The following is an 11,845-nucleotide window of genomic DNA, read 5'->3' on the forward strand; positions in this document are numbered from 1 at the left end:
GACACAACCTGAGGAAAATGCACTCTTGAGAGTAAGGCACGACATGTATAATGCCGCCCGTCTTGCGCTTCGAATAAAAAACATAGCAATTGTTTGACCCAGCTCTCTAGATCGAGCCGTCAATGCATCTATGCTGCATCTCTTTAACGGCCGCGCCAGAGCCGACTTGAACCGTATAAGGCCCGCGATCCCTTGACCAGTCCTGTCCTGCAAACCGTTGCCCTCGCGTGTGAACGTGATCTGCGGCTGCTCTTCGAAAATCTCGAATTGAGACTCGCCAGTGGCGATATGGTGCAGATCAGCGGTCCCAACGGCAGCGGCAAGACCAGCCTGTTGCGTCTGCTTTCAGGGCTGATGCAGCCGACCGCCGGGCACGTCCTGCTCAATGGCCAGCCGCTGACCGAACAACGCAGCGAACTCGCACGCAATCTGCTGTGGATCGGCCACGCCGCCGGGATCAAGGATTTGCTGACCCCTGAAGAAAACCTCTCCTGGCTCTGCGCCCTGCATCATCCCGCCGAACGCGACGCCATCTGGCAAGCCTTGGCAGCCGTAGGATTGCGCGGTTTCGAAGATGTTCCCTGCCACAGTCTGTCCGCCGGTCAGCAACGCCGCGTGGCGTTGGCTCGTTTGTATCTGGACAGCCCGCCGCTGTGGATTCTCGATGAGCCGTTTACCGCACTGGACAAGCAGGGCGTGGCGCAGCTCGAAGAGCATCTGGCCGGGCACTGCGAACGCGGTGGTCTGGTGGTGTTGACCACGCACCATACGCTGAGCCGGATGCCGGCCGGTTATCGCGACATCGATCTGGGGAACTGGGCAGTATGAGTGTGTTCGGCCTGCTGGTTGCCCGTGAATCCCGACTGCTGTTTCGCCGCCCGGCGGAGCTGGCCAATCCGCTGATTTTCTTCGCCATCGTCATCGCGTTGTTCCCGCTGGCCGTCGGCCCGGAAACTCAAGTGTTGCAAAACCTGTCCCCCGGGTTAGTCTGGGTGGCGGCGCTGTTGTCGGTCCTGCTCTCGCTGGACGGGCTGTTCCGCAGTGATTTCGAAGACGGCTCGCTGGAACAGTGGGTCCTTTCGTCGCACCCGTTGCCACTTCTGGTCTTGGCCAAGGTGCTGGCACACTGGCTTTTCTCCGGTCTGGCGCTGGTTCTGCTCTCACCGCTGCTGGCGTTGATGCTCGGTTTGCCTGCCGCCTGTCTGCCGGTTTTGCTGCTTTCGTTGTTGCTGGGAACACCAGTGCTGAGCTTGCTCGGCGCGGTGGGCGCGGCACTGACGGTCGGTTTGAAGCGTGGCGGCCTGTTGCTGGCGCTGCTGATTCTGCCGTTGTACATCCCGGTGTTGATCCTCGGCAGTGGCGCTTTGCAGGCAGCCCTCCAAGGCATGCCGGCGACCGGGTATCTGCTGTGGCTGGGTAGCCTGACCGCTCTGGCGATCACCCTGACACCGTTTGCAATAGCTGCTGGCCTGAAGATCAGCGTCGGCGAATAATGAGGTCTGGTTAAAATTTAACCAGCAAAGACCCTGAGACTGCTCACACCGATGAGCGGCACCCGTGATGGAAACAGTATGAACTGGACCTGGTTTCACAAGCTCGGCTCGCCCAAGTGGTTCTACGGCATCAGCAGCAAGTTCTTGCCATGGCTGAGCATTGCAGCGTTGCTGTTGATTGGCGTCGGCGTCGTTTGGGGCCTGGCCTTCGCGCCGCCGGATTATCAGCAAGGCAACAGCTTTCGCATCATCTACATTCACGTACCTGCTGCGATGCTCGCTCAGTCGATCTACGTGATGCTGGCGGTGTGCGGCGTGGTCGGGCTGGTGTGGAAGATGAAACTGGCCGACGTCGCCCTGCAATGCGCCGCACCGATCGGCGCGTGGATGACCGCCGTGGCGCTGGTCACCGGGGCGATCTGGGGCAAACCGACCTGGGGTTCGTGGTGGGTCTGGGACGCGCGCCTGACCTCGATGCTGATTCTGCTGTTCCTGTATTTCGGTGTGATCGCGCTGGGCAATGCCATCAGCAACCGCGACAGCGCCGCCAAGGCCTGCGCGGTGCTGGCCATCGTCGGCGTGATCAACATCCCGATCATCAAATACTCGGTGGAGTGGTGGAACACCCTGCACCAGGGCGCAACCTTCACCCTCACCGAAAAACCGGCGATGCCCGCGGAAATGTGGCTGCCACTGCTGCTGACGGTGCTGGGTTTCTACTGCTTCTTCGGCGCCGTGCTGTTGCTGCGCATGCGTCTTGAAGTGCTCAAGCGTGAGGCCCGTGCCAGTTGGGTGAAAGAAGAAGTGCAGCACAGTCTGGAGGCCGCTCGATGAGTTTTGCTTCATTCGGCGACTTCCTCGCCATGGGCCATCATGGCCTGTATGTCTGGTCGGCCTACGGCATCTGTCTGGCGGTGCTGATCCTCAACGTGGTGGCGCCGATCGCGGCCCGCAAGCGTTATCTGCAACAAGAGGCGCGTCGTCTGCGCCGGGAGAACGGCAAGTGAATCCGCTGCGCAAGAAACGTCTGATCATCATTCTGGCCATTCTGGTCGGGGTCGGCGCTGCCGTCGGCCTGGCGCTCAGCGCCCTGCAGCAGAACATCAATCTGTTCTACACGCCGACCCAGATTGCCAACGGCGAAGCACCGCAAGACACGCGCATCCGCGCTGGCGGCATGGTCGAGAAGGGTTCGCTGCAACGCTCGCCGGATTCGCTCGACGTCAAATTCGTCGTCACCGACTTCAACAAATCCGTGACCATCACCTATCGCGGCATCCTCCCGGATCTGTTCCGCGAAGGGCAGGGCATCGTCGCCCTCGGCAAGATCAACGCCGACGGCGTGGTGGTGGCCGATGAAGTGCTGGCCAAGCACGACGAGAAGTACATGCCGCCGGAAGTGACCAAAGCCTTGAAAGACAGTGGTCAATCGGCACCAACGCCTGCGAAGGAGGGTTGATCGATGACCTCGGCAATTTTTATTCCTGAGCTCGGCCATCTGGCGATGATTCTGGCCCTGTGTTTTGCGCTGGTGCAGGCCGTGGTGCCATTGGTCGGTGCCTGGCGCGGCGACCGTTTCTGGATGAGCCTGGCCCAGCCAGCCGCGTGGGGGCAGTTTGCCTTTCTGCTGTTCGCGTTCGGCATTCTGACCTACGCGTTCATGACCGATGACTTCTCCGTCGCCTACGTGGCAAACAACTCCAATACCGCGTTGCCGTGGTATTACAAATTCAGCGCCGTGTGGGGCGCCCACGAAGGTTCGTTGCTGTTGTGGGCGTTGATCCTCGGCGGCTGGACCTTCGCGGTGTCGGTGTTCTCGCGGCAGTTGCCGCAAGTCATGCTCGCTCGTGTGCTGGCGGTGATGGGCATGATCAGCACCGGTTTCTTGCTGTTTCTGATCCTCACGTCCAACCCGTTCAAACGCATCCTGCCGCAAATGCCCAGCAATGGCGCCGACTTGAATCCGTTGTTGCAAGACATCGGCCTGATCGTTCACCCGCCAATGTTGTACATGGGCTACGTCGGCTTTTCGGTAGCGTTCGCCTTCGCCATCGCCGCGTTGATGGGCGGTCGCCTTGATGCGGCGTGGGCGCGTTGGTCGCGTCCGTGGACCATCGTCGCCTGGGCCTTCCTCGGCATCGGCATCACCCTCGGTTCGTGGTGGGCGTATTACGAACTCGGCTGGGGCGGCTGGTGGTTCTGGGACCCGGTGGAAAACGCATCCTTCATGCCTTGGCTGGTTGGCACCGCGCTGATTCACTCGCTGGCGGTCACGGAAAAACGTGGCGTGTTCAAGAGCTGGACGGTGTTGCTGGCGATTGCCGCGTTCTCGCTGAGCCTGCTTGGCACGTTCCTCGTGCGTTCCGGCGTGCTGACCTCGGTGCATGCGTTTGCCTCTGACCCGGAGCGCGGCGTGTTCATCCTGATCTTCCTGCTGTTTGTGGTCGGCGGCTCGCTGACGCTGTTCGCCCTGCGCGCACCAGTGGTGAAGAGTCAGGTCGGGTTCAACCTGTGGTCGCGGGAAACCCTGCTGCTGGGCAACAACCTGGTGCTGGTCGTCGCCGCGTCGATGATCCTGCTCGGCACGCTGTACCCGCTGATTCTCGATGCCCTGAGCGGCGCCAAGATGTCGGTTGGCCCGCCGTACTTCAACGCGCTGTTCATCCCATTGATGGGATTGCTGATGGTGGTAATGGCGATCGGCGTGATCGTGCGCTGGAAAGACACGCCGGTGAAATGGCTGGCCGGCATGCTGACCCCGGTATTGCTCGGCAGCGTCGCGCTGGCCGTGGTGGCTGGTGTCGCTTACGGCGATTTCAACTGGGCAGTGATCGCGACCTTCCTGCTCGCCGCGTGGGTGTTGCTCGCCGGTGCGCGCGACATTGTCGACAAGACTCGCCACAAAGGTTTGATCAAAGGCCTGCCGACGCTGACTCGCAGCTATTGGGGCATGCAGATCGCGCACCTGGGCATCGCCGTGTGCGCGCTGGGCGTGGTGTTGTCGAGCCAGAACAGTGCCGAGCGCGATCTGCGTCTGGCGCCGGGCGAGTCGATGGACCTGGCCGGTTATCACTTCATCTTTGAAGGCGCCAAGCACTTCGAAGGGCCGAACTTCACCTCTGACAAAGGCACCATTCGGGTGATCCGCGACGGCAAGGAAGTCAGCGTGCTGCACCCGGAAAAACGCCTGTATACCGTGCAGAGTTCGATGATGACCGAAGCCGGGATCGACGCTGGTTTCACTCGCGACCTCTACGTTGCCCTCGGCGAGCCGCTGGACAACGGTGCATGGGCGGTGCGCGTGCACGTCAAGCCGTTTGTGCGCTGGATCTGGTTCGGCGGTTTGCTCACAGGTTTGGGTGGTTTGCTGGCGGCGCTGGATCGACGTTATCGGGTCAAGGTGAAAGCCAAGGTGCGTGAAGCACTGGGCATGACGGGAGCGGCTGCATGAGACGTTGGTTGATGCTGGTGCCACTGGCGATTTTCCTGCTGGTGGCGGTATTTCTTTATCGCGGTCTGTACCTTGATCCGGCGGAGCTGCCGTCGGCGATGATCAACAAGCCGTTCCCGGAGTTTTCGTTGCCGGCGGTGCAGGGCGACAAGACCCTGACCAAGGCTGACATTCTCGGCAAACCGGCGCTGGTCAATGTCTGGGGCACCTGGTGCATTTCCTGCCGGGTCGAGCATCCGGTGCTGAACAAACTCGCCGAGCGCGGTGTGGTGATCTACGGCATCAACTACAAGGACACCAACGCTGATGCCTTGAAGTGGCTGGCCGAGTTCCACAATCCGTATGCGCTGGATATCCGTGATGATGAAGGCTCGCTGGGTCTGAACCTCGGCGTGTACGGCGCACCGGAAACCTTCTTCATCGACGCCAAGGGCATCATCCGCGATAAATACGTTGGCGTGATCGACGAGCAGGTCTGGCGGGAAAAACTCGCCGCCAAGTATCAGGCGCTGGTCGATGAGGCCAAGCCATGAAGCGCTTTCTGGCTGCCGTGGTTTTTGGCTTGAGTCTGGCCGGCGTCGCCCATGCCGCGATCGATACATACGAGTTCGCCAAAGAAGCTGATCGCGAGCGTTTCCGCGAACTGACCAAGGAACTGCGCTGCCCCAAGTGCCAGAACCAGGACATCGCCGACTCCAACGCGCCGATTGCCGCGGACTTGCGCAAAGAGATTTTCCGCATGCTCGGCGAGGGCAAGGACAACCAGCAGATCATCGACTTCATGGTCGATCGCTACGGTGATTTCGTCCGCTACAAACCGGCATTGAATGCCAAGACCGCACTGCTGTGGTTCGGCCCGGCCGGTCTGCTGCTCGGTGGTTTCGTGGTGATCGCGGTCATCGTCCGCCGTCGTCGCGGACAACGCGCCGACACCCCGCAATCGCTGTCCTCCGAAGAGCGTCAGCGCCTCGATCAACTGTTGGATAAAAACCAAGAATGATTGATTTCTGGCTTGCCGCAGGGCTGTTGCTTCTGGTCGCCCTGAGTTTTCTGCTGATCCCGGTGCTGCGTGAGCGTCGCGCCCAGCGTGAAGAGGATCGTACTGCCCTGAACGTCGCGCTGTATCAGGAGCGCGTCGCCGAATTGCAGTCGCAACAGGCTGAAGGTGTACTCGACGTGGCACAAATGGACAGCGGCCGTGCCGAGGCGGCGCGTGAGTTGCTGGCGGATACCGAAGGCGTTGCCGCACCGCGTGTGTCGAAGCTGGGTAAACCGTTGCCGTTGTTGGCGGCTGTATTGGTGCCGGTGTTGGGCCTGGGTCTGTATCTGCATTTCGGCGCTGCCGACAAAGTCGAACTGACCCGCGAATTCGCCCAGGCGCCGCAGTCGATGGAAGAGATGACCCAGCGTCTGGAACGTGCCGTCGCGGCGCAGCCGGACTCCGCTGAAGGCCTGTATTTCCTCGGTCGTACCTACATGGCGCAAGAGCGTCCGGCGGACGCGGCGAAGATGTTCGAACGCGCTGCCAACCTTGCCGGGCGCCAGCCGGAACTGCTCGGCCAGTGGGCGCAGGCGCAGTATTTTGCGGATGGCAAGAAATGGTCGGCGAAGATTCAGGCGCTGACCGACGAAGCGCTGAAGGCTGATCCGAAAGAAGTCACCAGCCTTGGTCTGCTCGGTATCGCCGCTTTCGAAGGCGAGCGTTATCAGGAAGCCATCGACTACTGGACCCGCTTGCTGGCGCAATTGCCGCCGGAAGACAATTCCCGCGCGGCGCTGCAAGGCGGGATCAAACGTGCCGCCGAACGTCTGGAAGCCAGCGGCGGCAAAGTCGCTCAGGCACCGCAAGCCGCGAAAGCTGCGCTGTTGAAAGTCAGCGTCGATCTTTCTAGCGAACTCCGAAGCAAAGTGCAACCGGGCGACAGTGTGTTCATCTTTGCCCGCGCGACTTCCGGCCCGCCGGCACCACTGGCCGCCAAGCGTCTAACCGTGGCCGATCTACCGGTGACCGTCGAACTGGGCGATGCCGACGCAATGATGCCGCAGTTGAAACTGTCGAACTTCCCTGAAGTCCAACTGGTTGCGCGCATCTCCCGCGCCGGCCAACCGACTGCCGGCGAGTGGGTCGGTCGCAGCGGCCCTCTGGCCAGCAGCACCACTGCGCTACAAAAACTGACCATCGACAGCCCGGACCAATAGCCGGACACAACAGGAAAGCACCGCCATGCACACCATCGCCCGAATCACAGTCCTCACACTGGCCCTGGGCTTGAGTGCATGTGCGGTGCAACGCCCGGAACCGACCACCAGCCTGCCGCCGATCCCGCCTTCGCAACCGAGTCCGACCCCGTCGACCTCGCCGACCCCAGGCAAAAGCATCCCGGCAAAACCGGCCAAACCCGTCCCGCGCACCTCGGCCAGCTTCGCACCGCCACCGGGCGGCAACAGCCACTGGGACCAGAAACTCGGCGTCTACGTCCTCGACGACCAGACCAACACTTTCTACCGCCAGCGCACCTACTACCGCTGGAACAACGGCTGGAGCCGCTCCGTCAGCCCCAATGGCCCGTGGGAAGACACCAACATCCACGGCGTGCCCCCGGGGTTGGGCAAGCAGTTTGGGCAGTAAATGAAAACGGCGATCTTTGGATCGCCGTTTTGCTGTGTGCCTGTTGGGTTCGCACAGAAATTGCTCAAGGAAGTGCTGCGTAAAGCTCAGGATCTAGCGTTTCAATCACACTATGTAAAACAACCGGACGTCGCTCTGTGGATTTTCGTGCTTGAGTAAAGGTAACTCTAGGGTTACTTTTAATGGGCCGGGGCAAGGAGGCGATTGGTGCAAAGCAGGTTATTGATCAAGGAGCTGGAGGAGGCGGGTTGGACGCTGGACCGGATTACCGGCAGTCATCACATTTTCAGGCACCGTTACAACCCTTACACGATTCCCGTTCCTCATCCGAAAAAGGATTTGCCGTTGGGGACAGTCAAAAGCATCAGGAGACGTGCCGGGTTGTACAACCCGCCAGCCAGTTTCGAAGGAGATCCATAATGCAATATCCAATCTGTATCGAGTGGGGAGACGAGAACACTGCCATCGGTATTCAGATCCCCGATATTCCCGGCGCCGTTACAGCGGGGGATAGCTTTGAAGATGCCTACAACGCGGCGGTTGAAGTCGCCCACATCATGCTGCAGGAGATTGCGGCGGACGGGGAGTCGATTCCTATGCCGACTTCGGCATCCGCTCATCGCAGTAATCCGGACTTTGCCGACATGGGTTGGGGCATGCTCGAGCTGGATATTTCGCCTTATCTCGGCAAGACCGAAAAGGTCAACGTGACGTTGCCTGGCTATGTAATTCAGCGCATCGATCGTTATGTGCGCGAACACAACGTCAAAAGCCGTTCCTCCTTTCTGGCGGATGCGGCGATGGAGAAACTGGTTCGTTACTAAGCTTCATCGCTCCCTCAGGCTAAATGAATAACCCGTGGGAGCGAGCCTGCTCGCGAAGCTTTTGCGACCTTACGCCGTTGCCAATGAACTGCGCTGCGAAGCACTCAAAAACCGCAACAACGCCAACAGCGGGAACGCACTTCCCACAATCACGATCCACAACCAGCCGCCATGCTCGTACACCGCACTGGCCACCGACGAGCCGAAGGCGCCGCCGATAAAGATGCTGGTCATGTACAGCGCGTTCAGACGACCGCGGCTTTTGGCGTCCAGCGAGTAGACCGCGCGCTGGCCGAGGACCATGTTCATCTGCACGCAGAAGTCGAGCACCACGCCGGTCACGGCCAGGCCGATGACGCTGTAGGCCGGATGAATGAACGCCGGCAGGAAGCTCAGGCTGGCAAATATCATCGCCAGCAGCGAAGCGATGCGGGTGTGGCCAGCGTCGGCCAAGCGTCCGCTGATCGGCGCGGCGATGGCACCGATGGCGCCGACCAGGGCGAAGATCGCGATTTCGCTTTGCGACAAGCCATGGTTGCGCGCCAGTTCCAGCGGCACGGAGGTCCAGAACAGGCTGAAGGTGGCGAACATGCAGCCCTGATAAAACGCCCGCTGACGCAATACCGGTTGTTGGCGCAGCAGGGTCCACAGCGAACCGATCAACTGGCCATACGTGGCGCTATGATCGGGCTGGCGCTTGGGCACGGTCAACGCCAGTACCACGCTGATTGCCGCCATCAATGCGGCGGCAATCATGAACATCGCCCGCCAACCCAAATGGTCGGCGACTACGCTCGACACCGGTCGTGCCAGCAGGATACCCAGCAACAAGCCGCCCATGATCCCGCCGACCACCCGGCCACGGGATTCTTCCGGTGCCAGATGCGCGGCCAACGGAATCAAAATCTGCACCGACACCGAACTGAAGCCCACCAGCAACGAGATCAGCAGGAACACGTTCGGCTGATCGGTAAACGCCGCCGCCAACAGACTGGCAATCGCCACCACGGTGGTGGTGATCATCAAACGGCGGTTTTCCAGCAGATCGCCCAGCGGCACCAGAAAGAACAGGCCCAGCGCATAGCCAATCTGCGTCAGCGAGACGATGAAACTGGCCATGGTGTCGGAGAGGCCGATGTCCGGCGCGATCAGGCCGATGATCGGCTGCGCGTAGTAAATGTTGGCAACGATGGCGCCGCAGCAAAAGGCGAACAGCAGCACCATGCCTCGGGTCATTGCGTGAGTGGTGGTGGTCATAAGGTTTCTCGATCCAGCGAAAGAATGCGCTAAGGCTATGGGGCAAACCGGATGGGCAGAAGACGCCTTCGGTTGATATCAGTTATTCCGTTGCGCAATGTCGGGGTGCTAGCAGCGTGTGATCCATCGGCGGACCTTGCGTCCGACCGTTGCGGGTCGATGATACATTCACTTACATCCTGTTCGATAGCGTGCTTATGTTTGCATTGGCTTGTTCAACATTCATGACCGGAGGATTGCAATGAAGCTTCGTCTTATCGCAACGATTGTCCTGACTAGCCTGCTCGGCGCGATGAGCGCACAGGCCGCCGACGCACCGGGGATGCGCCTCGGTGTGCGCGGCGAGATCACCGGGGTCAGCGCCGACAGCCTCAAAGTCCACGTCAACAGCGGTGAGAACGTGGTGATCCAGTTGACTGGTGACACCAAAGTTCGCGCGGTCACCCTGGCCAATATCGAGGACATCAAACCCGGCAGTTACATTGGTTCGGCGGCGATGCCTCAAGAGGATGGCACGCTCAAGGCACTGGAGGTGCATGTGTTTCCGCCGGAACTGGCGGGCAGCGGCGACGGCCATCGGCCGTTTGATCTGGCCAAGGGCAGCAGCATGACCAATGGCAGCGTCGGCGACCTGGTGGTGAGCAACGGGCGGGTGCTGACGGTTAACTACAAGGGCGGGCAGCAGAAGATTCTGGTGCCGGAGGATGTGCCGATCGTCAATCTGGTGCCCGGGGATCGGACTTTGCTGAAGGTGGGGGTGAAGATTGTTACGTTCGTCACGCAGGGTGCGGATGGCACGCTGACGGCGCAATCTATTTCTGCGGGGAAGGATGGGGTGACGCCGCCGATGTAGAAGCCCCTCACCCTAGCCCTCTCCCGGAGGGAGAGGGGACCGATTGGGGGATGTTGAAGGAATACGCCGACCTGAAACTGCGATGCCGAATCCATAATCGATAAGGTTTCTCAGGTCGATGTAACTCGCCAGACACCTCGGTCGGCCCCCTCTCCCACCGGGAGAGGGCTGGGGTGAGGGTAAAGCGTCCACAAAAAAGGCGACCTCTGAGAGTCGCCTTTTTCATCACGGCTTAAACCTTACTGCCCACTATAAATCTGATCGAAAACCCCACCATCATTGAAGTGCGTCTTCTGCACCGTACGCCAGTCACCAAAGGTCTTCTCTACCGAAAGGAAATCAACTTTCGGGAAGCGATCGGTGTACTTCGCCAGCACCGCCGGATCACGTGGACGCAGGTAGTTTGCCGCCGCAATCTCCTGGCCTTCCGGCGACCACAGGTACTTCAGGTACTCATCCGCCGCCGCACGCGAGCCTTTCTTGTCGACCACTTTATCGACCACAGAAACCGGCGGCTCAGCCTCTGCCGAAACACTCGGGTAGATCACTTCAAACTGATCACGACCAAACTCGCGGGCAATCATCTCCGCTTCGTTTTCGAAGGTCACCAGCACGTCACCGATCTGGTTGGTCATGAACGTGGTGGTCGCCGCACGGCCACCGGTGTCCAGCACTGGCGCCTGCTTAAACAGTTTGCCGACGAAGTCTTTGGCCTTGCTCTCGTCGCCACCGTTCTTCAGCACATAACCCCAGGCCGACAGGTAGGTGTAGCGGCCGTTACCCGAGGTTTTCGGGTTTGGCACGATCACTTGCACGCCGTCCTTGAGCAGATCCGGCCAGTCTTTCAGCGCTTTCGGGTTGCCTTTGCGGACGATGAACACCGTGGCCGAGGTGAACGGTGCGCTGTTGTTCGGCAGACGCGTGACCCAGTTTTCCGGGACCAGTTTGCCGTTGTCGGCGAGGGCGTTGATGTCGGTGGCCATGTTCATGGTGATGACGTCAGCCGGCAGGCCGTCGATCACCGAACGCGCTTGCTTGCTCGAGCCGCCGAAGGACATCTGCACGGTGATGTTTTCGTTGTGCTCGGCTTGCCAGTGTTTCTGGAACGCAGTGTTGTAGTCCTTGTAGAAATCGCGCATCACGTCGTAGGAAACGTTGAGCAGCGTCGGGGCTGCCTGAGCGATGTTGGCCAAGGCCAGGCCGGCGGCGAGAAGTGAGGCGCCAAAGAGTTTTTTCACTGCGCATTCCTTGTTTTATCGGTGTAGAAGCAGGGGGTGATGTTCAATTGCCACTGACTATAACGGCGCGCGCATAGTCGTTTAAAGATTAAAAAGCTCT

General features: G+C 60.2%; 15 protein-coding genes. 13 read left to right on the forward strand and 2 right to left on the reverse strand.

The genetic code is table 11. The features are described 5' to 3' along the window. The first annotated feature begins 192 nt into the window (after positions 1-192). The 12 genes from ccmA (at position 193) to AB4N74_RS02690 (ending at position 8,397) form a co-directional block, all read left to right on the forward strand. The gene (gene ccmA, locus AB4N74_RS02635; RefSeq protein WP_099758371.1) at positions 193-828 is read left to right on the forward strand and encodes a cytochrome c biogenesis heme-transporting ATPase CcmA; all 636 of its coding nucleotides are present in this window, start codon (positions 193-195) and stop codon (positions 826-828) included. Then, the gene (gene ccmB / locus AB4N74_RS02640) at positions 825-1,493 is read left to right on the forward strand and encodes a heme exporter protein CcmB (protein ID WP_007919970.1); all 669 of its coding nucleotides are present in this window, start codon (positions 825-827) and stop codon (positions 1,491-1,493) included. Before ccmA ends, ccmB begins: the two co-directional genes overlap by 4 nt. A 78-nt stretch (positions 1,494-1,571) precedes the next feature. Further along, positions 1,572-2,327: a heme ABC transporter permease gene (locus AB4N74_RS02645; protein ID WP_016987487.1), complete on the forward strand. Its 756-nt coding sequence runs from the start codon at positions 1,572-1,574 to the stop codon at positions 2,325-2,327. Further along, complete coding sequence (gene ccmD, locus AB4N74_RS02650; RefSeq protein WP_003222944.1) at positions 2,324-2,500, forward strand: heme exporter protein CcmD; 177 nt, start codon at positions 2,324-2,326, stop codon at positions 2,498-2,500. The genes AB4N74_RS02645 and ccmD overlap by 4 nt, the downstream gene beginning before the upstream one ends. After that, entirely contained in the window at positions 2,497-2,952 is a 456-nt protein-coding gene (gene ccmE / locus AB4N74_RS02655; protein WP_053118425.1) for a cytochrome c maturation protein CcmE, read from the forward strand. The genes ccmD and ccmE overlap by 4 nt, the downstream gene beginning before the upstream one ends. 3 nt (positions 2,953-2,955) lie before the next feature. Further along, positions 2,956-4,944, forward strand: a complete 1,989-nt coding sequence (locus AB4N74_RS02660) for a heme lyase CcmF/NrfE family subunit (RefSeq protein ID WP_093439827.1) — start codon at positions 2,956-2,958, stop codon at positions 4,942-4,944. After that, complete coding sequence (locus AB4N74_RS02665) at positions 4,941-5,477, forward strand: DsbE family thiol:disulfide interchange protein (protein ID WP_099758373.1); 537 nt, start codon at positions 4,941-4,943, stop codon at positions 5,475-5,477. Before AB4N74_RS02660 ends, AB4N74_RS02665 begins: the two co-directional genes overlap by 4 nt. Then, the gene (locus tag AB4N74_RS02670) at positions 5,474-5,944 is read left to right on the forward strand and encodes a cytochrome c-type biogenesis protein (protein WP_099758374.1); all 471 of its coding nucleotides are present in this window, start codon (positions 5,474-5,476) and stop codon (positions 5,942-5,944) included. The genes AB4N74_RS02665 and AB4N74_RS02670 overlap by 4 nt, the downstream gene beginning before the upstream one ends. After that, entirely contained in the window at positions 5,941-7,143 is a 1,203-nt protein-coding gene (ccmI, locus tag AB4N74_RS02675; protein WP_460098110.1) for a c-type cytochrome biogenesis protein CcmI, read from the forward strand. The genes AB4N74_RS02670 and ccmI overlap by 4 nt, the downstream gene beginning before the upstream one ends. A gap of 25 nt (positions 7,144-7,168) precedes the next feature. After that, positions 7,169-7,573, forward strand: a complete 405-nt coding sequence (locus AB4N74_RS02680) for a hypothetical protein (RefSeq protein ID WP_065617394.1) — start codon at positions 7,169-7,171, stop codon at positions 7,571-7,573. A gap of 207 nt (positions 7,574-7,780) precedes the next feature. Continuing rightward, positions 7,781-7,993: a type II toxin-antitoxin system HicA family toxin gene (locus tag AB4N74_RS02685; RefSeq protein WP_095050205.1), complete on the forward strand. Its 213-nt coding sequence runs from the start codon at positions 7,781-7,783 to the stop codon at positions 7,991-7,993. Beyond that, positions 7,993-8,397, forward strand: a complete 405-nt coding sequence (locus AB4N74_RS02690) for a type II toxin-antitoxin system HicB family antitoxin (RefSeq protein ID WP_099758378.1) — start codon at positions 7,993-7,995, stop codon at positions 8,395-8,397. Before AB4N74_RS02685 ends, AB4N74_RS02690 begins: the two co-directional genes overlap by 1 nt. Positions 8,398-8,466: 69 nt before the next feature. On the opposite strand, the gene AB4N74_RS02695 is transcribed toward AB4N74_RS02690, so the two are convergent. Continuing rightward, positions 8,467-9,654, reverse strand: coding sequence for an MFS transporter (locus tag AB4N74_RS02695; protein WP_460098113.1), 1,188 nt, complete (start codon positions 9,652-9,654; stop codon positions 8,467-8,469). A gap of 241 nt (positions 9,655-9,895) precedes the next feature. Between AB4N74_RS02695 and AB4N74_RS02700 the strand changes: the two genes are divergently transcribed. Then, complete coding sequence (locus AB4N74_RS02700) at positions 9,896-10,507, forward strand: DUF5666 domain-containing protein (protein ID WP_093439861.1); 612 nt, start codon at positions 9,896-9,898, stop codon at positions 10,505-10,507. A gap of 239 nt (positions 10,508-10,746) precedes the next feature. Here the strand turns inward: AB4N74_RS02700 and AB4N74_RS02705 are convergent, their stop codons facing one another. After that, positions 10,747-11,745 (reverse strand): sulfate ABC transporter substrate-binding protein, encoded by a 999-nt coding sequence (locus AB4N74_RS02705; RefSeq protein WP_116256522.1) that lies wholly within the window; start codon positions 11,743-11,745, stop codon positions 10,747-10,749. Positions 11,746-11,845 lie beyond the last annotated feature (100 nt).

Source organism: Pseudomonas sp. H3_C08, assembly GCF_054669455.1.

Excerpts from the sequence above, each read along its gene's own strand:
- AB4N74_RS02665 (WP_099758373.1), top strand. The coding sequence starts at position 4,941 with ATGAGACGTTGGTTGATGCTGGTGCCACTGGCGATTTTCCTGCTGGTG.
- AB4N74_RS02680 (WP_065617394.1), top strand. The coding sequence starts at position 7,169 with ATGCACACCATCGCCCGAATCACAGTCCTCACACTGGCCCTGGGCTTG.
- AB4N74_RS02660 (WP_093439827.1), top strand. The coding sequence starts at position 2,956 with ATGACCTCGGCAATTTTTATTCCTGAGCTCGGCCATCTGGCGATGATT.
- AB4N74_RS02690 (WP_099758378.1), top strand. The coding sequence starts at position 7,993 with ATGCAATATCCAATCTGTATCGAGTGGGGAGACGAGAACACTGCCATC.
- AB4N74_RS02700 (WP_093439861.1), top strand. The coding sequence starts at position 9,896 with ATGAAGCTTCGTCTTATCGCAACGATTGTCCTGACTAGCCTGCTCGGC.
- AB4N74_RS02670 (WP_099758374.1), top strand. The coding sequence starts at position 5,474 with ATGAAGCGCTTTCTGGCTGCCGTGGTTTTTGGCTTGAGTCTGGCCGGC.
- AB4N74_RS02645 (WP_016987487.1), top strand. The coding sequence starts at position 1,572 with ATGAACTGGACCTGGTTTCACAAGCTCGGCTCGCCCAAGTGGTTCTAC.
- AB4N74_RS02695 (WP_460098113.1), bottom strand. The coding sequence starts at position 9,654 with ATGACCACCACCACTCACGCAATGACCCGAGGCATGGTGCTGCTGTTC.
- ccmI (WP_460098110.1), top strand. The coding sequence starts at position 5,941 with ATGATTGATTTCTGGCTTGCCGCAGGGCTGTTGCTTCTGGTCGCCCTG.
- ccmB (WP_007919970.1), top strand. The coding sequence starts at position 825 with ATGAGTGTGTTCGGCCTGCTGGTTGCCCGTGAATCCCGACTGCTGTTT.
- ccmD (WP_003222944.1), top strand. The coding sequence starts at position 2,324 with ATGAGTTTTGCTTCATTCGGCGACTTCCTCGCCATGGGCCATCATGGC.